The 21729-nt window shown below is 36.2% G+C and carries 23 protein-coding genes and 1 pseudogene; 7 read left to right on the top strand and 17 right to left on the bottom strand.

Going from position 1 to position 21729, the window contains the following annotated elements:
• Window positions 1–434 precede the first annotated feature (434 nt).
• From AXI57_RS18385 to AXI57_RS18360, 6 genes are all read right to left on the bottom strand, one after another.
• Window positions 435–1124, bottom strand: a complete 690-nt coding sequence (locus AXI57_RS18385) for a YoaK family protein (protein WP_061670876.1) — start codon at window positions 1122–1124, stop codon at window positions 435–437.
• An 80-nt stretch (window positions 1125–1204) separates the two neighbouring features.
• Window positions 1205–1924, bottom strand: a complete 720-nt coding sequence (locus AXI57_RS18380) for a poly-gamma-glutamate hydrolase family protein (protein ID WP_081112791.1) — start codon at window positions 1922–1924, stop codon at window positions 1205–1207.
• A gap of 406 nt (window positions 1925–2330) precedes the next feature.
• Entirely contained in the window at window positions 2331–2777 is a 447-nt protein-coding gene (locus AXI57_RS18375) for a hypothetical protein (protein WP_061670875.1), read from the bottom strand.
• A 76-nt stretch (window positions 2778–2853) separates the two neighbouring features.
• Window positions 2854–3714: a DUF1835 domain-containing protein gene (locus tag AXI57_RS18370; protein ID WP_061670874.1), complete on the bottom strand. Its 861-nt coding sequence runs from the start codon at window positions 3712–3714 to the stop codon at window positions 2854–2856.
• Between the two features lie 806 nt (window positions 3715–4520).
• The gene (locus AXI57_RS18365; RefSeq protein WP_061670873.1) at window positions 4521–4709 is read right to left on the bottom strand and encodes a hypothetical protein; all 189 of its coding nucleotides are present in this window, start codon (window positions 4707–4709) and stop codon (window positions 4521–4523) included.
• Window positions 4710–4757: 48 nt separating this feature from the next.
• Window positions 4758–4946 carry a hypothetical protein gene (locus AXI57_RS18360; protein WP_061670872.1) on the bottom strand — a complete coding sequence of 63 codons (189 nt, stop codon included), beginning with the start codon at window positions 4944–4946 and terminating at the stop codon, window positions 4758–4760.
• Window positions 4947–5925: 979 nt separating this feature from the next.
• Here AXI57_RS18360 and AXI57_RS18355 point away from each other — a divergent pair.
• Window positions 5926–6129: a hypothetical protein gene (locus AXI57_RS18355; protein WP_061570442.1), complete on the top strand. Its 204-nt coding sequence runs from the start codon at window positions 5926–5928 to the stop codon at window positions 6127–6129.
• 243 nt (window positions 6130–6372) lie between these two features.
• Here AXI57_RS18355 and ant(6) read toward each other — a convergent pair whose 3' ends face one another.
• Window positions 6373–7236, bottom strand: coding sequence for an aminoglycoside 6-adenylyltransferase (ant(6), locus tag AXI57_RS18350; protein ID WP_061670871.1), 864 nt, complete (start codon window positions 7234–7236; stop codon window positions 6373–6375).
• Window positions 7237–7644: 408 nt separating this feature from the next.
• On the opposite strand from ant(6), the gene AXI57_RS18345 reads away from it, so the two are divergent.
• The gene (locus tag AXI57_RS18345) at window positions 7645–8001 is read left to right on the top strand and encodes a YoqO family protein (RefSeq protein WP_061670870.1); all 357 of its coding nucleotides are present in this window, start codon (window positions 7645–7647) and stop codon (window positions 7999–8001) included.
• A gap of 515 nt (window positions 8002–8516) precedes the next feature.
• Here the strand turns inward: AXI57_RS18345 and AXI57_RS18340 are convergent.
• The 4 genes from AXI57_RS18340 to AXI57_RS18325 are packed head-to-tail and all read right to left on the bottom strand — an operon-like array spanning window position 8517 to window position 10891.
• Window positions 8517–9242, bottom strand: a complete 726-nt coding sequence (locus tag AXI57_RS18340) for an ABC transporter permease (protein ID WP_061670869.1) — start codon at window positions 9240–9242, stop codon at window positions 8517–8519.
• Window positions 9242–9967 carry an ABC transporter ATP-binding protein gene (locus tag AXI57_RS18335; RefSeq protein WP_061670868.1) on the bottom strand — a complete coding sequence of 242 codons (726 nt, stop codon included), beginning with the start codon at window positions 9965–9967 and terminating at the stop codon, window positions 9242–9244. Before AXI57_RS18335 ends, AXI57_RS18340 begins: the two co-directional genes overlap by 1 nt.
• Window positions 9968–10438: a DUF3021 domain-containing protein gene (locus AXI57_RS18330; RefSeq protein ID WP_061670867.1), complete on the bottom strand. Its 471-nt coding sequence runs from the start codon at window positions 10436–10438 to the stop codon at window positions 9968–9970.
• 12 nt (window positions 10439–10450) lie between these two features.
• Window positions 10451–10891, bottom strand: coding sequence for a LytTR family DNA-binding domain-containing protein (locus AXI57_RS18325; protein WP_061670866.1), 441 nt, complete (start codon window positions 10889–10891; stop codon window positions 10451–10453).
• Between the two features lie 482 nt (window positions 10892–11373).
• Here AXI57_RS18325 and bla point away from each other — a divergent pair, with 482 nt between their 5' ends.
• From bla to AXI57_RS22405, 4 genes are all read left to right on the top strand, one after another.
• The gene (bla, locus tag AXI57_RS18320; RefSeq protein WP_061670865.1) at window positions 11374–12180 is read left to right on the top strand and encodes a subclass B1 metallo-beta-lactamase; all 807 of its coding nucleotides are present in this window, start codon (window positions 11374–11376) and stop codon (window positions 12178–12180) included.
• A 300-nt stretch (window positions 12181–12480) separates the two neighbouring features.
• Complete coding sequence (locus tag AXI57_RS18315; RefSeq protein WP_061670864.1) at window positions 12481–13155, top strand: SOS response-associated peptidase; 675 nt, start codon at window positions 12481–12483, stop codon at window positions 13153–13155.
• Window positions 13156–13314: 159 nt separating this feature from the next.
• Window positions 13315–13860 (top strand): hypothetical protein, encoded by a 546-nt coding sequence (locus AXI57_RS18310; protein WP_061670863.1) that lies wholly within the window; start codon window positions 13315–13317, stop codon window positions 13858–13860.
• Between the two features lie 220 nt (window positions 13861–14080).
• Window positions 14081–14329 carry a TetR-like C-terminal domain-containing protein gene (locus tag AXI57_RS22405; RefSeq protein ID WP_307724901.1) on the top strand — a complete coding sequence of 83 codons (249 nt, stop codon included), beginning with the start codon at window positions 14081–14083 and terminating at the stop codon, window positions 14327–14329.
• Window positions 14330–14471: 142 nt separating this feature from the next.
• Here AXI57_RS22405 and AXI57_RS18300 read toward each other — a convergent pair whose 3' ends face one another.
• Window positions 14472–14897: a MaoC family dehydratase gene (locus tag AXI57_RS18300; protein ID WP_003328688.1), complete on the bottom strand. Its 426-nt coding sequence runs from the start codon at window positions 14895–14897 to the stop codon at window positions 14472–14474.
• 307 nt (window positions 14898–15204) lie between these two features.
• Complete coding sequence (locus AXI57_RS18295) at window positions 15205–16032, bottom strand: MerR family transcriptional regulator (protein WP_061670862.1); 828 nt, start codon at window positions 16030–16032, stop codon at window positions 15205–15207.
• A gap of 180 nt (window positions 16033–16212) precedes the next feature.
• Here AXI57_RS18295 and AXI57_RS18290 point away from each other — a divergent pair, with 180 nt between their 5' ends.
• Window positions 16213–16671: a GNAT family N-acetyltransferase gene (locus AXI57_RS18290; RefSeq protein WP_061670861.1), complete on the top strand. Its 459-nt coding sequence runs from the start codon at window positions 16213–16215 to the stop codon at window positions 16669–16671.
• A gap of 843 nt (window positions 16672–17514) precedes the next feature.
• Here the strand turns inward: AXI57_RS18290 and AXI57_RS18280 are convergent.
• The 4 genes and pseudogenes from AXI57_RS18280 to csn all read right to left on the bottom strand — a co-directional run bounded on the left by AXI57_RS18280 (window position 17515) and on the right by csn (window position 21516).
• Complete coding sequence (locus AXI57_RS18280; protein WP_003328682.1) at window positions 17515–18750, bottom strand: MFS transporter; 1236 nt, start codon at window positions 18748–18750, stop codon at window positions 17515–17517.
• Between the two features lie 57 nt (window positions 18751–18807).
• A complete protein-coding gene (locus AXI57_RS22210; protein WP_238380198.1) occupies window positions 18808–19401 on the bottom strand; it encodes a hypothetical protein in 594 nt (197 codons plus the stop codon).
• A 93-nt stretch (window positions 19402–19494) separates the two neighbouring features.
• A pseudogene (locus AXI57_RS22205) lies at window positions 19495–19789 on the bottom strand (hypothetical protein); the annotation flags it as partial.
• A gap of 902 nt (window positions 19790–20691) precedes the next feature.
• On the bottom strand, window positions 20692–21516 hold the full coding sequence (gene csn, locus AXI57_RS18270) for a chitosanase (protein WP_061670859.1): 825 nt from the start codon (window positions 21514–21516) through the stop codon (window positions 20692–20694).
• Window positions 21517–21729: the final 213 nt, after the last annotated feature.

Here is a 21729-nt window from a genome sequence, read left to right as displayed (position 1 = left end):
CCCCCTCTCTAGTAATTTGCCCGCATATTTAGAATACCATTTTTCCAGATTGTAAAAAATGGATTTTTCTTTTCTTTCACATCTGAATATGACAATATGTCAAAGGATTATCACGATGCATGTCAAATTCTTATACTATAGGAATAGATGTCAGGAATGCTCAATGAACGGAGGTCGTTGAATTGGAAGCCATCATTATAATAGGAAGTTCATTACTTATCGTACTAGCTGTCGCGATATCTACTGTTTTCAGAAAACGCAATCGCCAAAAACATTAATCCTAATGAACTCTTACCAAAGAGGGCTTGTGCAGAAGAATTGCTCCTTTGTTTTCCACTCCGAATTCAAGGATAGTTTTATCCTCTTCTTTGCAGGTATCCACAAAGGCCCGGCAGAGTTATTAAGAAAGCTGACGTTCAAGCCGCCAGCTTTCTTCAATCTTTTTCAAAAGCATTGTGAAACCTAGTCACAGCAAGGATAATAATTCCGATGATAATGGCAATTGGAAGCCAAATGATTGCAAATTGATAAGAGGGTTCGGCAAGGGCTGCGATGACGGCACCAGAGCAATATAAAACAAGTGCTGCGGCGCGTAACAAAGCATCTGTTGTGAAGCCTTTCTTTTTGCCTCCGCCGAAAAAGCGGGCGGTGAAATCTTCAAAAAAGGTAGCGAGCGTTCCGGTTAACACAGTTGTTGAAATGCCTGCTATACCCAGTTTTCTTGCAGCAGTTGTCTGAAGCCCCATTGCAATGCTCAGCAGGATAATAAGAAGGTATGGGAAACTGGAAGATACTGCAAAATAAGAAAGGAGTGCAAATAGCAGCAAAACGGCTCCTTCCACTGCAAGTACTGTTGTAACAGCAGGAGGCCAAAACGTTTTTTCTTTGTTTGTGACAATAGCCGACGCAAGGATTACTCCAGTAATAAAACCGGCCAAGGCCGTAAGCGAATTCAGTATTGCCGTTTGAAAAGAGTTGCCGATAGCTAAGCCTAAAAGAATGATATTCCCCGTCATGTTAGCGGTAAATACGTGATCCAAACTTAGATAACCAATCACATCCACTATGCCTGCTGTCAGACAAAGAAGTAAAATCATGATGTTTCGATAAATAGCATCTGTCAAATACGATTCAATCCTTTCCGAGCATATTCTAACTCGTAAGTCTACAATTTCATTTCAAGCGTGTCCAGTTCCGCTGCTTTTTAGTAATTCTCCGCAATAAAATCTGATAATGACTCAGTGAACTGATAAAATGTCTTGTTCTTAGAATGCTCTCGGCCATCAAGAGTAAAATGATCAAACATAGATTCACGAAGCGCCAAACTGATTTCAATCTGAATACTCTTGCCTGATTTATTGCGGTTTGCGATACTATCCTCTTCACGACCTCCAAAACGATGATTGCGAGAAATCGCTTCTGCAGAAAACCCACTTTTGTTAAAAAGTTCAGCCAGTTTTACGGCTCTTTTTTCATCTGTTCCGCCAATCAAAATGTGCTGTTTGGCATCCGCATATCCATGTAAGGAAATAACATTGTCATGTTTGGCTGCCATTTTTACAGCTGCAGGTTCATCAAAGTTTTCACTTGTAACATGGAGATTCTCGTTGCAATCATTTTTTAGGCCTTCAAATAGAAAGACAGAATATGTTTTGCTTAATTCCCTCGCCAACTCACTAGTGCCCCCTTCTATTCCGCCACCGTGAGGAGCCAAAATTAAAATATTGGAGTCTGCAGATCTTGTATAAACATTATAATGATCAGGACTTTCATGTGCCTTCAGATCTTCAAAGTTGCAATACATATCCGTGGAAAAAGCATATACCATCGTTGGAAAAAAACCAGTGAGATACACAAGCAGCCCAAACAAGAAACAAAAAAGTTTTATTGTTCTTCTCGTGTTGATCATTTTCTTGTTAGACATAAACTGACTCTCTCTCCTTTTTTAATTGTTATCAATTATTTTAGTTCAAACTTTTCATTAATTGATAAAGGCAGGTCTGCCTAACGGAATGAACCAATATAAAAAGAAAACGTGAGGAAATCACCCTTTCTGATCTTGTATGTTTTAAATTTTGTTTTTATTTCCTTGAGTCTTTTTTCCACTCGTTCTTTAAGCTTTGATATTCAGAACACAGCTATAGTATCTTACTTTTCTAATTCCAGCCTCCATTTGCATGCCGAGCTTATGTCTGGGTAATTCAGATTCATTCATCGGGCGAATGAGCAATTCTTCATTTTTGTACATCTGTTACCCTCTTTTCGCGGTTTTCTTTCCCTTATAACATCCGAAAAAACGGTCAAGGCTCGTGATCGCCTTGACCTTCGTTTTAATCAAAAGAATAATCGTCTGGTTCGTCATGCTCAAACCCGTATACTCCCTTAATCTTTACATCTCCGCAGCCAGGTTTTTTGGTGATTTCTAAGTAGTGGTTTCTATTCGGTGTACCACTTACCATGTCTCTTGCACTGAAATCAAAGTGATTTCCTTTGAATTCTTTCTCACTTAATGTAACTCTGTAACCGTCAAGCGTAATCCTCTGCAGCTTGATATTGAGAGTACAACCTACTGCATCGAATATCGTGAATCTGTAGCCGAGCCTGGTCGGATAATAATTTGAGTTAGTATCGTCTGCCATGAAGAAACCTTTTACATCTTCAGACATAGTAAAACTCACTTTTTCTTCATCACGTGTGATCTTTGCATATGCTTGCTGCACACTCAAATTCCAGACTAATAACAAGGTCAATGCTACAACAATAATCAACCTCTTCATTCACATTCCTCCTTTTTCCATATAATACTATATTTAGAACAAAGAGAATATGAATACTTCTAGAATTTACTACATTTCATCTATTCTGCCTTGCAAGTTTTATGCTATAGTATCTCATCGCTCTCGATGAGCCTTTCATTTCAAACGTACCGTTTTTTATTAAATGTCTCACTCGGTATTCAATAAATTGGTCGCCTAGATATTGTTCTAAATGTCCTAGCACCTCTCCAACTAACATTACAGATTTTATAAATTCTTTTCCTCCCAGCTTATCGTGTAATTTTTGTGCCATTTTTATAATGAAAGAGTCATAATGATCTTCTGTAACACTATGTATTTTATCTGTCCATAAACGCAGCTTGTCTTGTGATTCTGATAGTGTTTCCCATTCTTTTGCTAAACTTTTTTTCATTTCAAGTGAAATTGGCTTGGTTAGTTTATACTTCTTGTAAAGGATTCCGAATTTCTCTGGAGAAATTTCACCCGAGCAGAGAGGAGTATAATCACGGTCGGGTCTTTGAAATTGTTCTTGATAAGCTTGATTCGTATTGATTAACACAATGTCATTTTTCTTGTCTTTTAATAAAAACAGAGCCAACCTTAGTCCTGTTTGTTCGTGGGAATTCTCCCCTGTCCAAATCATTAAAGGAATGTATTCTGGCGCCTGAGTGAGGGCAATCAAAGCTTCCGTAAAGTCGTGTATATAATCGTGATTAAAATAATCATCATAAGTACTAAAATGTGATCGCAACCAATTTTTCCTTTCTTCAAGACCTTCCTTTTCATGCAAACGCTTTATGGGACCTACAGAAAAAATGTCAGAAAAACAGATCACTTTCTCCTTATCTTCTTTTCCCAACTTTTTGAGAGCAAACTTTAAAGAACCGGCAATCGACATGCCAAAAACGATGTGAATGATTTTCTCTTTATTAACCATACGTCCCCCTCAAAAAATAAAATTTCTGAATGTTGACTGAATAACCGCGAAGGATCATCAAAGTATTTCTTGTTTCCATCACTCTCTCCTTGTCTGCTTACTCAATTTAGCTAAACTCCATTGTGGATTCATTTTTACTAGTTTCATGGCTTATTGTTCGGTTGGTTTATTTCTTTTATGCATGATAAAGAAAATAATTTGACTGAAGAGCCCAATCAGAAATAGAAAGGCAAACCACCAGTAGTACTGGTTTACAAATTCAACACCGACATGTCTAGAAAATAGACATATACACATTAACATCGTAAAAATGGATAAAAATTTTCTCAATTTTATCTTCCTCTCTTCCTGAAATCGTACAATTGATAAAGTTTAATTGAATTGTGCCGCTGATAGTCCTGCTATTACAAACCTATACAATACACTGGCCATTTTTCATTTGACCTGGGGACTCCTTTGACTTGATAAGCTTGGGCAAATTTATAAGTGAAATATAATAGAAATCAAGAGTCATTTGTCCAACACCGTTTCCCCTCCTTTACTCTGTACCTCTTCTACGGATAACAATATAAAAAGTTTTCACCCGCAATGAATGAATCTGGGGAGCTGGAGTTAACTTGGACCGGCTGCCGCCTAGCAGGGTTAGCTAACAATTATATATGACAATTCAGCAAAAATAGCATTTGAAGAACGACGAGACAATCAAATGCTTTTTTTTCACTTCAGATGATCAATCGCGAAAAGACAAAAACAAAATTAAAATCAATTTCTAGAGATAAAAGAGACACCCCATTAGGATATCTCCCCTAATACTTCAACTCAAAATCTTCTACTTCATCAGATACTTCAATAGGTATACCCATGATCGTTTTAGGCTTCGGGATGTTAATAAAAATTGTTTCAGATGCCAATTGATAAAGAACGGTTTCGCTGACTAGAATTTTCTCCGGCTTTCCCGGGCTGTTATCAATTGCCGCTTTTATTCGGCCAATCATTCAAACACCTCCGCTTTCAGTATATTAAAAAAGCACCCAGAAGGATGCTTATTTTGCTTTAACCGAAAAACTTGTTACACTGCGTATATTAATATTATATGTAGTCTTATTCTTAGTGTATTCATACCAATCTGCACACTCTTTTATTTCTTTTATAAGTATTTCTTCCGATTTTGCTTCAATAATCGCATCCCTATAATTTCCATTACTGAACTCAAATTCAACATTAAATCGCAAAATTGTCCCTCCAGTCTTATAATCGATGAATAAGTGAAATAACAAAAATGATTTTACCTGGTCTAATTAAGAATAGCATAGATTTTACTGCCCGCGGAGAAACACTTTGCCTTAACACGAGATATGCCAAGAGAACTAATGTAATCGTAAAATTCTTTTGAATTAGCAAATATTTTCGCAGATAAAATCTTCGGCCATCCAAAAACTTGTTCGTATCATGTTCTTTTTAGATTTCACTCTCATATTTACTTTTCAAAGAAATAAAAACAGAGCAACGAATTTCTTGGCAATCATCTCATATCCGCTTTTTATTATCACATTAATTTTTTATTTATGAAGAGGAGGAACGCCCTCCTCTTTATGTGTTACTCCTTTACACTGGAAACTCTTCGTAACAAAGAGTGTCACACAGCTGATAATTTCCACCAGTTTGATACATGCAGCGTTGAAAGCAACGGTCTCCCCCATAAGTTGAGTACACTTGATAATATGGCGAATAGTAATTTGTGTTGTATGGATATGGGGAGTATACCATTGGGTATTGTCTATACAAAATCAAACCCCCAGTCATTAAACCTGCAGTGATATTGTATTTGAAAGATGACATTCGCGTTAGTCGTCCATACAAAAATGGGCATTTGTAAGAAATATTTATTTTATTGAGAAATGAATGATCAGGCATTTAGGCGATTCATGAAAATCATTTTCTCAAATAGTCTAGGTAATTTATATTTGCTTATAGTATTCTCTCATCATATGTAAAAGCACCCCATATCCCCTCTGATCATCATGTAATATAGCAAAACCATTGAGCTCTTCCGGAGTCCTCTCATAAACAGCTCCATTGCTACGTCTGCAATCTGATCTGTTGATCTTGAATATTGGACAGCCCTTTTTTGTTCTCATGATTTATTTGTCCAAGCCACATACTCCAACTTTCATATAATAAAAGCGATAAATATATAAAGGAGGAGTATATATGGGTTATTACAAAAAGTATAAAGAAGAATTTTATTCTTGTAAAAAGACTTACTACAAGAAGTACTACGATTATGACAAAAAATATGATGACCATGATGAAAAAGATTACTATCAAGACAAAAAGCGTTATAAAAAGCATTATGATCATGATAAAGATTATGATTATGTTGTTGAATATAAAAACCATAAAAAATACTACTAGAATCCCTTTAAATATCTCCTCAAAATACACTTTTCTTTACCCGGTTCAACCCACCGGGTTTTTTTGTATCCACGTCTTTAAACTTGGTCTGAAAATCGTTTCAATTACAGGTTTATTTTTCTCTTCAGAGATTAGGCTCCGCCCAACTTCATATGCAGTTTTAAGGATAGTGACAGGAACACCCGTTACTTCTTGTTTAACTGTTACATATTTGCATGGATATTCAAAACCCCCTCGTCATTTTTAGTCCATTTCAGAAAAGGCGTTATAAAATTTCATTGAATAAGCTGAGAGTTGTTCGTCATAGTGAGGATAATCATAATTAAATTGGGCAGCCACTGTGCGCGAGTATTTTCTAAAAAGTTCGTAGCAACCGAATAATGACTTCCACATGTTTTCATATGTATCACCCACACAAGTATTGAGCAAGTGCCCCCAGTCTTTTTCATCCATGTATCTTTGAATATATTTGTAATTCTTGCCGACACTTAAAGAAAAATTGTGTTGTATCCCAATATTCCAAGAAATCATACGTAAAAGATTGGGTCTAAGAATCTCATTTAAATGATCCCATGCAAAAAGTATTTCTTTCCTCATTAACCCTTTGACAACATAGGTTGAGACCATCCAAAATTCATTACAACAATCATCAAATTCCCGTGCTGTAGGCTTTTTAATGTGATACCTCTCATCAGTAGCAGTAATCGTGTTCTTGACTCGTAAATCCTTGTCCAATAATACTTCCACTAAACCATCACTGTCTGAAAAGTACTGCTCCATTTGATCGATTGGGATTAGAGTTAAGTCAATCTTCGAGTCATCTTTGAAGAGCATTAAATAAGAAAACCAATCTCCCAGTTCCGGAGGGAAAAGCTCCATATCCTCAGGTTTTTGCATCATGATCATTTCACCAAAGTGCTTCAGCCATTCATCATTAGATTTAAAAGAGTCTATATCAGTTACAAAATAAGAAATGTCATAGTCTTGAAATTTGTCTCTGGGTACATTTTTGTTTGTCCTGGAACCCTCTAGGGTTACCAATCGGATTCTTTTGTCCCTATTTCCTAAATCAAGAATTAATCTCATCATTTCGCTTTCACTTCTCAATTTTAAAACCTCCTAAATGAACATGAATAGATGGCGATTGTCTTTAATATTCTAATGTCATTTAAATTTTCTCTTCAATAAGGTCTTTGTGCAACGCCTTAAATAACTCTACAGGCATTGCAGCCTTAATGGTCTCAGTAAAACAATCTGCGTTTAATTTGATTGAATGACTAGAATAAACTAAATTCTATAGTAAGTTGTCTCTGTAACCATCATTTAAATCTTAGAGACTCAACCCTCTCCGTTACATAACTCCTTAATGACAAAGCAATTTTCAATAATGAAAATTTGGTACATAGATTTTTTAGTTCATTTTTCAATAAAGTAACCATTTTATTTGAAAATTTAATTGATTCTATTAAGAAAAACTTGTAAACTTTTTCTTAGTTTACAAGAAGGAGAGATTTTTTGTCTAAAAACTTAGCATTTTACCTTTTTCTCATTTGCGTCATCGTAGCAAGCTTATTGAAAAATCATCAAGTAATAAGTACAGCAGCAACCGTTGGCTCTTTAGTTTTCATTTTAATTTACTTTAAAGATAAGTTTAAAGAATTAACACTTAAAGCCCTGATTATTCTGTTTGCAGGCTTTCTTTTCTTGATAGGAATCCTAACTTTTATAATTTTAGAAGGACAAGTTTTCATTAAAAACCACGCCTTCTTTGACGGCTGGGAAACCATAGCAGTCATTATATTGTTTGCAGTCCCTTTAATATCGGGTACTGTGTGCATTAAATTGCTTTACAATCGTTTAAAAGCAGTTTGAGTATTTGCAGGTAAGGACTCAGCTGCCTTCCTTTTAACACCTTTGAAGAAACTTTCTGTGCAGACCAAGCTAACGCCCTCTCTTCTTTATCGACACCAATATAAAGTAAGGAGGCTAATTGCCCATTACTTTATTAAGACAGTCACTAGAAAAACCCCCTAATCCTTACGATAAATAGTTAGGGGGTTTTGCAGTATTTAATGTGTACAGTGTTTCTCCAATAACCATGCTTTTTTCTATGAATATAAAGATCACTGACTAGAAAGCCAATGACAATAAAGTAAAGTGATAAAACAGCCCTGTTTTCTCCTCATGTCTTTAGGTTTACTGGCACTTAAATAATGAGAGCAACACGTAAATCACTTTTTTTAAATACTCTTCCTTTGAACAATGTGCATACAATGCACTACTTCCCTCCTATTAAATTGAACAGTATGTTTAAAAGTAACAAGAATAATAAAGTTGTATCTTGTTTTCATTACTTAAAATAATAAAGTATTTCAAATACAATTTATCTAGCTTTTCATTTTCTTCTTAAAACCCAATACTGCAATAACAAAGATAATGACCGTATAGCCAACTACCCATAATAAAGGCATGACGAGATCAGCATACTCACCAGATAAAGCAAATCGTGCAGCATCAACGGCATGAGCAAATGGCAATACATAACCGATCGTTTTAAATGCACCGCCAACCATATCCAGCTCAAACCAAGTGCCGCTTAGCCATGTTGTAAGGTTGACGAAGATCGCAAAAATCCCACCAACCTGCTTATCCGTAAAGTACGTGCCAAGCAGTAGACCGAATCCAATATAAAGCATTGCAATGATAATGAGCAAAATCATGGCACCGAGCACGTTCATATTAAAAGATAAGTCTAAGAAAAATGCAGAGATAAAACAAATGACAATTTGAAGAATCGCAACCGGCAATAGCGGGAGAGTATATCCAATAATATAATCAGACGCAGACATTGGTGAAGCAAAAATCCGCATTAAAAACGAACTGCTTTTATCTTTTCCAATCAGCATCCCTGAAAATAACGTAATGAAAGAAAAACTGAAAACGATTACGCCTGGCGTTAAGTTTTCTATACTATAAAGATCAAAAGGCATATTTTTTTGCATGATTGAAAAAAGATACATAACAATAATCGGGAGAGCAATCCCAAATAGGAGTGTCAGAGGATCTCGAAACATCTGCTTACAATTACGTGAAGCAAATGCTAAATATCTCATTAGGTTACCTCCTCTTCAGTTAGGGTAAGGAAGATATCTTCTAAAGAAGAGTGTCCCGTTTTTTCTTTTAACTCATCAATCGTTCCAAGTGCATGCAATTTACCGCCATGTATAATGCCGACGCGATCAGCAAGCGCTTCTACTTCTTCTAAATAATGGGTCGTTAAAACAATCGTGATTTTACCCTTTAATTCAAGTAAAACCTTCCATAAATCACGTCTGGCCCGAACATCAAGTCCTAGAGTCGGCTCATCTAGAAAGATGATTTGGGGATTTGAAATGAGTGCCATCGCAATACTGAGCCGGCGCTGCAACCCGCCTGATAATGTTTTTGTTTTATTTTTTGCTCGCTCCAACAGTCCAAACTTTGTCATCATCTCCACAGCTTTTTGTTCAGCCTCTTGCTTTTTGCTGCCATAAATACTCGCAATAAATTCTAAGTTTTCCTTCACAGAAAGATTTGGAGCGACCGCGGTTTCTTGCGGAGAAATGTTTATTTTTTGTTTAACTGCCTCTGGATTTTTGACAATACTATCATTTAACATCAATGCATCTCCGCTTGTCGGTGTACTTAAACAACTAAGCATTTTGATCGTTGTGGTTTTCCCGGCGGCATTTTGCCCTAAAAGTGCAAAAAACTCTCCCTTCTCAATCGTCAGAGAAAGATTGTCGACTGCTTTGCGTTCTTTAAATTTTTTCGTTAGATTTTTAATTTCAATAGCCATTTATTCATCATCTCTCTCTTCTAATTGGTTTGAACGAATCGCAGCATTTATTTTCTTAATATCATTTTTTGAAATCATATATTGAATAACCCATGTGACAACATACGTACTTAAAAAACTAATGAAGAAAATCAGTGTACTCATAGACGTTTTTGGCATCCAAAGCAGCGTCGCAATCGGTATCCATACTAGTGCTGTTATACAAAAGTGAACGATGTACTGTTTCAGCAGACTCCACTTCGCTTTCTCAAATACGAGCGAACTTGTAGCGAATGTAACACCAATAATGCCTGTTAAAAGTATTTGCACGATGACAGCTGCCGTCTCACTAACAAAGAAAGAGCGAAAATGATCCACAACCGGCATATATTCTCTTTGTTCTAATTTGAATGAAATAATGATTTGTACGATTTGTCCGATCATCACACCGATGATAAAACCACCAACAATTCGGCTAATTAAGCTTTTCACGTTGTTTTCACCTCATATTCCCAACTGTTTCTTAATTTTTGAAACGTAACGCCGGGAAGCATACGTTTTGATATCCCCTTTTAATAACACGCCGATTGTTCCCGTCATACTAATATCCATATTCTTAATCATTTTCATGTTCACGATCTCTGAATTTGAAATACGAACGAAAAATTGACGTTCCAGTTTCTCTTCCAGTTCATATAACCTAGAGCGAACGGTAAAGATACCAGCTCCAGTTTGTACAAAAACCTTCTGTTTGGCCGCATAGATTCGGACGATATCTTTACAATCGACAATTTCAACACCTCTATCTGAAAAAACAGCTAATGAATCCATATAGGTTTCCGAAAGCCGCTTCAAAATATCAGATATCTCATCTGTCATTCTGTCAGTTTGAATGATGATTTTCGGCTCTTTATAAGATGGATCAATCGACACTTCAACTTTCACATCATCACATCTCCTTCACTCGACCTAAATATATAAATTATGAAACATATTGTAAATGGATTTTCGATAATCGGTCATTTTTACACGATAACTGGTCAAAAGGCAATTGTCGATAAAGATATACTCTCAGTTTTTCAGATTCGAAAACAACATAACCGCAGTCCAACCAAGCCCATATCCACTTTTTCCGGAACGCGAGTTTCAGCTCTCCTCGCAAATAATTTAAGCAACGCTCATGAGCTGCCATGATAGGACTTACCTTGAACCAATTCATTGTTCATTCTTTTCTACTTTAAAAACCATCTGTACAAGTTAAACTATAGATTGCTCCTCCAATATCACCAGAATAAAGATATCCTTCCCTGATAAAACTTTTGTATTGGTTAGCGTGTAAAAAGGATTTAATTCTGTAATGTCTAATATGTTTTATACATATAACGAACCTTTTTTGTTGAAATCCAATTTAGAAAGGTGAGATTCATTTGAAAATCAGTAAGGGATGGATAGGAAAAGTTGTGTTTAGTTTGTTACTAACATTATCCGTTTTTATGACATCGTTTAATGATCAAATGATTGCTCAATCTAAAAAATCACCTCCCACTCAGATTACCAATCCAGATAAGACGATTGTTTTAACGAAATTGGATGACAAAGTATGGGCACATACGTCATATAATGATTGGAATGGTACTACCTATGACCATAATGGGTTAATCGTTGCTACTTCCAAAGGAATAGTCCTGATTGATACGGCTTGGGGGAATGACCAAAAAACTGAAGAGTTATTAAAGATGATCAAAAAACATTTTAAGAAAAAAGTTGTTCTCGCGTTGATTACTCATGCGCATGATGACAGCATTTCAGGTATTCGGGCGTTACTGAATCAGGGAATTGATGTACGCAGTACACTTTTGACAGCAAAACTAGCTAAAGAATATGGATATCCTTCACCCAGCCCGACACTCGATGTAAAGCCAGTGATAAAAGTAGGCAACACAGTAATTGAGGCCTTTTATCCTGGAGAAGGTCATTCGAGTGATAATATCACTGTTTGGCTTCCCCAATATAATTTATTATTCGGCGGATGCTTCATCAAATCATTAGATGCAAAAGACCTTGGAAATCTTTCTGATGCAAATGTAGAACAGTGGGATGAGTCCGTTAAAAAGGTAATCGAAAAATATCCAGATGTAAAAACAGTTGTACCCGGACATGGAAACTGGGGAGATGAGAGCTTACTCTTCCACACAATTGATCTGATCAAACAACATACCCATAATAAAAGCTAAACGAAACTATCTTAACTTATGTTTTAAAAGAAATTGGTGTTTCATTTGTTCCTAAATGGCTAGAGATATTAAAGATCCTCTCGATGAGTAATACCGAGATCTCCTTCTTAACACAAACTTAGAAGGAGACTTTTTTATCTAAAATAGGTACTCTTTTGTTGTCAATGTTTATGCGGCTTCCGCCTATCAATACCTCGATTTCTTTAAGTTGAATCGCTGCTTGCTGCATCACATTCCTCCTCTTTTGATTTTCATGTTTCTAGCCTGTACAATATTCAAAAACACTAAAGGATGATGAACATGTGTGGCAGATTTACGTTATTCTCTGAGTTTGATGATATACTCGAACAATTTGATATAGATCAATTCTTGCCTGAAGATGAATATGATCCAAGTTACAATGTCGCTCCTTCACAAAACATACTTACAATTATCAATGACGGTTCCAGTAATCGTCTCGGAAAGCTTCGTTGGGGTCTAATTCCTCCTTGGGCTAAAGATGAGAAAATCGGCTATAAGATGATTAATGCTCGTGCTGAAACGCTCGCTGAGAAATCGAGCTTTAGAAAACCGCTCATTAGCAACCGTTGCATCATACCGGCCGACAGCTTTTACGAATGGAAACGTCTTGACCCAAAGACTAAAATCCCCATGCGCATTAAGCTTAAATCAACCAATCTTTTTGCCTTCGCCGGTTTGTATGAAAAGTGGAATTCACCACAAGGCAATCCTATATACAGCTGCACAATCATTACAACTAAGCCTAACGAATTAATGGAAGACATTCATGATCGGATGCCGGTTATTCTCCCTCACGACAATCAGACAGCATGGTTGAATCCTCAGAATACTGATGCTGCTTATCTTCAAAGCTTGCTTCTTCCCTATGATGCTGATGACATGGAAGCATACCAGGTGTCTCCACTTGTTAACTCACCTAAGAACAATTCGCCTGAGCTAATCGAATCCCATTAAGTACAATGGCAACACATACAACATATTGAACATAACCATTATGTATAGCTCTGAAAAAAAGTTGAGACCGAATCATTCATTTATCAGGAATAATATTTCTTGGAAGATCCCTAATGAAAAGGGTATAATCAAAACAACTAATCACTTTAAGGTGGTCCAATGGACAGTATAATTAAAACTTATTTTAAAAATCTAGAAGCAAAGGATAAAAGCCTGCAAATAGAAGCCTTTCAGAATATTATTAATGCCACTAAAGGAAAAGTAGACTGGGCTTATGAAGTTTGGGATCAATTATTAGAATGGTTAACCGATCCCGATACTCATAGGAGAGCGAGAGCTGCACAGTTTCTTGCTGGTTTAGCAATCAGTGATCCCGATAAACGGATGCTTTGCGACTTTCCAGCGTTATGGGAAGTGACCAAAGATTCGAAATTTGTAACTGCTCGGCATAGTTTACAATCAATTTGGAAGGTAGGCTTAGCTGGACCAGAACAAAGAGAAATGGTGCTCACTCATATTATTGATCGCTTCAAAAATGGAATGAACGAAAAACATTATACCTTGATTCGCTATGATTTGATTGTTGGTTTGAGAAAATTATACGATGAACTCAAGGATGAGCACATTAAGAAAATAGCAATGGAATTGATTGAGTCCGAGGAAGACAGCAAATATCAAAAGAAATATTTATCCGCCTGGAAATAAGAAAACACATCACTTTTATTCAATGGTTGGCAAGCATTAAAAGAGCACTATCTACTCGAGTTAGTGTTCTTTTCTATTTCAATCCTGTATTTTTCCACTAAACACCCCCGTTCGTTAATAAGAGAAAGTCCGACATCCTTTCATTTAAAATAGTAAACATCACCGTATCTCACTTATCATCCTCCTGCTGTTATATGAGGAATTTGTATCTGGCTAATTCATCTTTAATATCTTTAAAAATGATTCAGTAGAAGCCCCTTTCTTTCTTAGACGGTTCCTTGAGTTTGTCATCGAAGATATTAAGAATGAATGCAATATAACAACAGAAGAAAAATTGAAGATGTTATTCTTCAGTTTTTTTGAAGCGGCTTACGTACAAGTAGTGGAATGGTGGTTTAAGAATGAAATGCCTTATCCTCCCCATGTTATGGAAGAACAAATCGAAATATTGTTAGAGAGGAATCTATAGGTATCCCCACTGAAAAAATTGAGCTGGGGTGCCTTCTTTAAAATTCAAACTGGCATTACCTTTTATAACTAAATAAAGACTAGCTGCCAAATTGGCAGCTAGCTCTATAAGTAAAGTATCCTTAAGTGTTACATCATTATCTTCATTGCTTAATCAATACTGATAACTCACCTTCAAATACTTGTTCTTCTTTATGATTATAAGTAGATAACAATACAGTGAGTATCCCCGTGTCAATTTTCCGTGGCTGTTTATCAAGAACCTCAACAATTGTATGCAGTTCATCATCTGGATACACGGGTTTTATGAATTTAAAATTATTCATTTCTGTTCCAGCAATAATATCGTCACCATAAAAACCTTCTTCAATCCAGAGCTTAAAAGAGATTGCTATAGTATGTATTCCAGAAGCGATAATTCCATTAAATCTACCCTCCTTCGCTTTCTCTTCATCCAAATGCATGTATTGAGGGTCAAACTCTTCCGCAAATCCCATTATATTCTCTTTGGTTAATTTAAAAGATTTTGTATGAAATACCTGCCCAATCGCAAACTCGTCTAACTTCATATGTACACCCCTTATCAAAATATTCTTACATATCTAAAGCATAAATAAATGCTTTATCATAATTTAAGTAAATCAACCTATATATCTTCTTTATATTATGAGCTTTTTTAGTAATCTGTAAAGCTTTCAGGTCCAATTTTCAGTTGGGAGAAAGAATTATTTAAAAAGCGAAACGCGAAAATAAATCTGTTCTCTTATCTATTAGGTATGGATAGCTTAACGAACATGTCATTGGTGCCACGTTCGTTTAACTCCACCCAAAAAACACAATCACCTGTTGTAAGTGCATAACTCCTACTTCATTCTGTTATCCGCTGCCCTCTTTCACTTGAAGGAGAATTTTTGTGATTTGATTTTCTAATCCATCGACCACCACCTCATCAAGCATGTATTCCTCATATGCATATTCACCCATCCGCATTCTATTTTTTTCAATAAATTGAATGATTCTGCGGTAGGCATCTTCGGCTTCATCACCTTTTTGGTATCCGGCAGCGTACAGACCTTTTGGCCTTACATGATAGTTTATCTTCTCTATTCCTTCTTGTACTTTTATATAAAAGTGACTGTAATTATAGAAATCTTTTTTAAGAATTTGTTCACGCGCAAATATTCCGCCCACCGGATACCCCTCATCTAATTCATGTAATTGAACATAGCGGATAAGTTCTGAAATTGCCGCAATGTATTTTCGTTCCGGTAAGTTTAATGTATTTCGGCTTATCATGAATTTTTCTTCTTCTAAATACTGAAAAGAAACTGAGGAAAAATCTGTTTCCAGTGCTTGTTCCGTTAACTTCACTTTCGTCTGTATAATCGTTTGCAAATGTTTAAACTTTTTGATTTTGTTCTCAATTTCGAAAGACTTTTCTTTTAGGAGTGCAACGATATCCTCTGGTGTTTTGCCCTTTAAAAGCTGTTTTATTCTTTTTAACGGAACACCCACCTCTTTAAACAAACCAATGACTTGAAAAAGCTCAAATTGATTATAGGAATAATACCTGTATCCGTTCTCTTTTTTTATTTCGGGAGAAAACAGGCCAATCTCGTCATAATGAAACAGGGTTTGTTTTTTTACGTGGCAGAGCTTCGCAAACTCACCTGTGGTGAAATATTTTTTGATATCTTCGCTCATAAAAACCTCCTTGACTATACGGCAACCATATACTTTATGATGTTCATAGTACCTGAAAGAAGGTTGATTAACAATGAAAAGGATAGATAAACATGGTTTCAATATCGGTTAAGATGAAAGATTCTAAACCACTCAGATTATTTCTTTCTTATATGAATAAGAAAAAAAGGAGTATTTTGTATGAGTATCGAGATAAAAGCAGTTACAAAAGATAATCGTGCTGCAATGCTGGCTCTTCATGTCAACAAAAGTCAGACATCATATATTGAATCAACAGAGCAGTGCTTAAAGGAAGCTGATGAATGTCATTACTATCAGCCAGTCGGACTGTATTATGAAGGAAACTTAGTTGGCTTTGCAATGTACGGCTGGTTTCCTGAGTATGATGAAGAGAATGAAGAAGGAAGAGTGTGGCTTGATCGATTTTTCATCGATGAACGCTTTCAAGGGCAAGGGCTGGGAAGCATAATGCTTCAAGCTCTCATTCAGCACCTTGCTGAATTATATAAATGTAAAAGGATTTACTTAAGCATTTTTGAGAACAATACCCATGCTTTGCGCCTCTATCATAAATTTGGTTTTAAATATAATGGAGAACTGGATTTTAATGGTGAAAAAGTAATGTTAAAAGAGCTTTAGGTCCTTATGTGAACGTAAAAGAGGAAAGCAGACATTCATTTGTTGTCTGCTTTTTTGTTTAAAAAATTAATCATTTTTTGCAACTTACACTTGGTGTCTCGTCATGGGTACACTAGGGGACTTGAATTATTTATAAAACAAAAAACATACCAACATCGTTTGGTATGTTTTTTGTAAGGGAGAGGCCATCAAACTAGTAAAAACTGTATCTGCGACTGCCATGACTGCCGCTATGACTTTCTTAGTTTTTTCGATTCCAGATTGCCATACCCGCCATTCCGTTTCGCCTGCTGGCTGCCAATCACACTTAGACATATCTATAACGTGCCCTTCCTCATAAAAAATCTACCTCTGATACTACTGTTTAGAGTTACTTCTGTCATCCTTCAACCTGCTGCTACCGCCATTCCTGAATCTTTTGGATACAAAAAAGCGTACCTGGCTTCAGATTCCGGCACGCTTTCTCTGTTAATACATGGACAAAAGATAACATCATGCCAGGTTGTTCGGACTTCAGTAACTCTGCCTCCTGGAGTTGCTCCTAGAGAAGCTATATTAGAAACAAGATTTTCTTCTTTCTTAGAATATGCATCTAGCTGCTCAAACTTTTTAAAACCTGATAGCAGTATATGCCTTCCAATTAATGCAATAGCAGCACAAACTGAGATTATCCATACACATTGTTTTTCAGGTCTTAGTTAATGCTAATCTCCCCCTGCTGGTTCATGATGCATACGAAGGGGAAAGCTTAATAATTCTTTTCGAATTATAAATAAAATGATTGTTTTAAACAGATACTGCTGACAACATGTATTGTATGGTGTGTGTAATCAGCAGGTGTAATTACATAGGAGTTGCTTTTTCTGTCCCATATGGTTTTTTAATCTTTCCTTCCCACATTTGAACAGATCTAAATATGAAAAAGGAAACTAAAGGTGTAGGGAGTGCTACAATTAAAAATAAGAGCTTTACATCTACCATTTCTGAAATTATCCCAGCTAAGGCATACCCTAACGGCATTAACGAACTATTCACAGCAAAAAATGCACCAAGAGACCTTCCTCTATCACGTCCCTCAGTTACCCTTTGTAAATACCCTTCAAGGTAAATATTCACAATACCACTGATTGCTCCAGTTAAGACAAGTAGTGTTAAACCTAAGTACACATTGCTAATCCACCCTAGAGGAGATAACAATAAGCCAAAAATAATCATCAATACTGGAGCGACAATCTTTAGGTGATCTTGTTTTGCTAAAAAGGAAAGAGTAATGGCCGCTACAAGCGTCCCTATTCCCCAGATAGATTGAAAAATGCCGCCTATCCATTCCTTGTCTTTAATCAATATCGAAGTCCAAATTGCTATATAAATTGGAAAACCGCTGAATAATAGCTGTTGTATACTTGTACCGTATAAAAGGTTTCTTAAAGGTCTGTTCTTAAAAAGATTAGTAAAACCACTGAAAAGTTGTTTCTTATTAAAGGATACTTGTTTTTGATTTCCACGCTTATCCTTTATCAAAAATTCTAAGAATATAGAAACAAACGTTAAACCGCCGCATATTAACCATACATAACCAAAGGGCAGGAAGGTAAATAAAACACCAGTAAGTATTGGAACTGCCACTTGCGTGATTTGATTCAGGATTTCTTGAAATGCAATTCCTTTTTCAATTAAATCTTTTTCCACTGTATCAGAGATAAGTGATCGTGATGCCGGTTCAATTGCAGTCAAACAAATAGAAATAAAAGCACGTGTAATAATCAATAACAGTATAGATGTAAAATTAAAAATAGCTAAGAGTCCTATCGTGAAAAATAAAATCGAAATGATGACATCAGAATAAGCAATCAATCTCCCCCTGTGAAACCTGTCTGCTAACCATCCGGTAAATGGAGACAATACAATTGATATACTCATCCCAAGCCCAATAATTAACCCGCCGCTCAAAGCGCTTTCTGTTTCATTTAATGACCACCAAATCAACGAATAATAGAAAAGCGTAGAACTTAATATGGAAAGAAAAGTGCCCGACCACAATTTGAAGAAATCACCTTTGAATACCCACAAGTTTTTCAAAGCATGCCTCCGGTTCAAGAATAGAGACTACCCAATAAGATAGTCTCTAATAAATTTTTAATTAGCTATGATTTTTGTTGCCTCTGGGAACAATGTTTTAATTACATCTGATGTTTCATGTGTGTATTTCGATTGTTGAATTACCGTCATGTTATGTTGAAGAGCAACTGTAATTAACTCTCTTGCTGGATTAGAAACTGAATTATACAGCATATTAAAATTATTGTTTTCTAATGCTTCAATTGCTTTTTCTTCTGCATTCAGATGCATCAAATGATCAATGCATTGAATGACTCTTTGTATTCCGCGAACTCTTGCCCTAAAGACTTCTTCCAGCTCTTTTTCATCGTACATTAATTCTTCATATTCGGTCTCAAGTTTCTTTGTGTTATGAGGATGCATTTCTAGTTCTCTATGTTGAACTTCAACTAGTAGACTTTTAGCATTCCTTAATTTTTTAAACCCTTCTTTAATCGCAGCAATAGCTTTTTTCTTATCTCCTGCAAAATAGTGTTCGCCCGCTCTGTCAAATTCATTTGTCCCAAGATAAACCTCAGCCAACGCTTCTTGATTTCTTACTGCAATTGCCTCTGCTTTGGATTTTAATGCTGGAACTTTTGTACTTCTACAAGTATTCGCTATTACGCCCATTATTCATCCCCCTTTGTAAAAATATGTTACCTAAATTATTTTTACATAAAATGGATATAAATTCAACTGAAGATATTGAATTTTAAGAATATATTAAACAGCCTCACTCCAAGACCACATATCCATTGTTTGCAACGCAAATCCATCTGGCAGCCCTTCATCTTTACATTAACAGTAAATCGTTTTCCCGTTGTCTTATGTATTACATCTAAATCATCGCCATTATAAAAACGGACAATTACATCATTAAAATTAATCGGTTGATTTACCAAGTAACTTTCGTCAGAGCTCTAATGTATAAAAATGGATCTTCTTTGTAAAGAGTATATAGTCTTGTTGCGAATTCCTCATGCTTGTCTCTAAGAAGATCAAAGTTAGATAAGCGAATGGAATTTTCATGATTGATTTTTTTATAAACAAAAGGGTTAAAATTACCTCGATATTCAGATAAATGATTCGCCGTAAACACAGGACGATGAGCCAAAAGCTGCCACTAAGTTTTAAATTCCGGACTGGATTGAGCTCGGAAAATCATTCTTATCATAATATGACTTGATAATCACGGTCAGAAACTGTTTTTCTAGTGCGTTCTAATAATGAGTTTTAATTTGTTGTATAAGCATCAGCCCATGGAAGACTTAGTGTATTTTCACCCGGCTCATAGTTATTATCAGGTAAAATGTCATCCAGGTGGGATCTTCCATATTCATCTGCATGCATAAATTCACCCTATGTTTAACACATTTTGTGTTAAACATCATAGCGAATCTTCTATTGTTTCTATTTAAGACAAACCAGCACCAATCATAACTGGAACTTTAACATTAGCTACCCATAATTTTCTCTTAATATGTTTTAATTGAGGAAAGGAGCTTCCCCTTATTCCTTTCTAATAATTCTGTGTTCATTGTCCCTCCTTTTGACACTTAGTACGTTTAACAAGGAATAAGCATCGTATTCAAACCATCTATAAAGAAAGATATCCCACAACAGTTTCGTTTTCAAGTGCTTTTGACATAATCAGTTTTTACAATAGGAAATAACATTACATAATAATGATATCCATGTATATAGTGGTTAAAACTCATATTGAACTGTTCTCTCTGCTTAAGCATAGCTGCCGGCTGTAAAATCTAGTAGACTCATTCATGAAATGGGACTGGTCTATTATGAAAAGTGCTTCGCAATGAGAAAAGGCGACCAAACGGTCACCCAAATGTTTCGGTTCTCTACTCTACCAGTTACGCTAATACGAGGGGGTTAATCACCCCCTCCGACACTCATCGCTTCTTACTTGATTACGAAATCACCATACTCTTCTGAATAAACATTAATCGGTCCGTTTAAATTGTAGTTGTTCGCCTTGGCGATAGAGCGAAGCACATCCACACGGGCAACTGACTCTCTCCATTCATCACGGGTATCAGGATCTGATGGATTCATCAGATCGTCATAGCGCACGTCCAGAAATTTATTTAACCATTTCTTCTCATCTATTCCGTCTTTAGGTGAGCCGCCCGCTTTTTTATTAGTGCGTTTAATCAGGGAATAAAAGGAGTCAGGATCATCACCATCGCCATGCTGAATAACTGTATCGTACATCACAGCTTTTGCCAGTGCCGTTTTCAATCCGGCATTCTCTGATCGTTTCATGGCAGGCTGATAATACAAGCGGTCATTTACCGCATCTTGAGCAGCGCGGAAATCCTTATCGTTTCCAAGCGAGCGCCAGGCAGAATCAAATCCCTTGAGATTGCTTATATCATCGCTTTCTTCTTTTGCCAGGCGACGCAATTCAGGCAGGTACTTTTTCAGTTTGTTATTCGATACTGCCTTTGTGTACACTTCCACTACTTCCAGTGCATCCCCGGTAGCGGTTGTAAAGCCGGCCCGGCCGCACGTATAACCTCTTCCATCAGGCAAATGTTCCACATATCCATATTGAATTTCAGTCATGCCATTTTCAAAGATACTGGTTAGCTGCTCCGCTCGACGCTTCTGATCCTTATTCAATCCCGCTGCAAAAACCGTATCGTTCATCATCAAGGTGAAAAACATGGTGAAAATAAGTATTGAAACAGCCGTCTTCTTCCATGAATCTACTTTTGCCTTCATTCTATTACCCCTTTCCAATAATATAACTACTGGTTTAGTATACAATAAGACGTTTTGTCTTTGTTAAAAAAATATTTTTTTGTAATTATTTTCAATCCAGTACGTAGGCTCAGGTAAGAAGGCTGTCATTTTGGGAGTCGGAGGCCTTTGAAAAAATGCGGATTTGCAATGATAAGCTATTTATAGGGTTAAAATGAATGGTTTATAGTGCCC

Source organism: Bacillus atrophaeus (assembly GCF_001584335.1).
GTDB classification, from domain to species: Bacteria; Bacillota; Bacilli; order Bacillales; family Bacillaceae; genus Bacillus; species Bacillus atrophaeus.
This window is presented reverse-complemented; position numbering and strand designations above follow the sequence as displayed.

Coding starts and splice junctions, on each gene's coding strand:
- AXI57_RS18380 (WP_081112791.1), bottom strand. CDS start 1,924: ATGTCTAACAAGAAAATGATCAACACGAGAAGAACAATAAAACTTTTT.
- AXI57_RS18375 (WP_061670875.1), bottom strand. CDS start 2,777: ATGAAGAGGTTGATTATTGTTGTAGCATTGACCTTGTTATTAGTCTGG.
- AXI57_RS18370 (WP_061670874.1), bottom strand. CDS start 3,714: ATGGTTAATAAAGAGAAAATCATTCACATCGTTTTTGGCATGTCGATT.
- AXI57_RS18365 (WP_061670873.1), bottom strand. CDS start 4,709: ATGATTGGCCGAATAAAAGCGGCAATTGATAACAGCCCGGGAAAGCCG.
- AXI57_RS18355 (WP_061570442.1), top strand. CDS start 5,926: ATGGGTTATTACAAAAAGTATAAAGAAGAATTTTATTCTTGTAAAAAG.
- AXI57_RS18340 (WP_061670869.1), bottom strand. CDS start 9,242: ATGAGATATTTAGCATTTGCTTCACGTAATTGTAAGCAGATGTTTCGA.
- AXI57_RS18335 (WP_061670868.1), bottom strand. CDS start 9,967: ATGGCTATTGAAATTAAAAATCTAACGAAAAAATTTAAAGAACGCAAA.
- AXI57_RS18315 (WP_061670864.1), top strand. CDS start 12,481: ATGTGTGGCAGATTTACGTTATTCTCTGAGTTTGATGATATACTCGAA.
- AXI57_RS18310 (WP_061670863.1), top strand. CDS start 13,315: ATGGACAGTATAATTAAAACTTATTTTAAAAATCTAGAAGCAAAGGAT.
- AXI57_RS18300 (WP_003328688.1), bottom strand. CDS start 14,897: ATGAAGTTAGACGAGTTTGCGATTGGGCAGGTATTTCATACAAAATCT.
- AXI57_RS18295 (WP_061670862.1), bottom strand. CDS start 16,032: ATGAGCGAAGATATCAAAAAATATTTCACCACAGGTGAGTTTGCGAAG.
- AXI57_RS18290 (WP_061670861.1), top strand. CDS start 16,213: ATGAGTATCGAGATAAAAGCAGTTACAAAAGATAATCGTGCTGCAATG.
- AXI57_RS22210 (WP_238380198.1), bottom strand. CDS start 19,401: ATGGGCGTAATAGCGAATACTTGTAGAAGTACAAAAGTTCCAGCATTA.
- csn (WP_061670859.1), bottom strand. CDS start 21,516: ATGAAGGCAAAAGTAGATTCATGGAAGAAGACGGCTGTTTCAATACTT.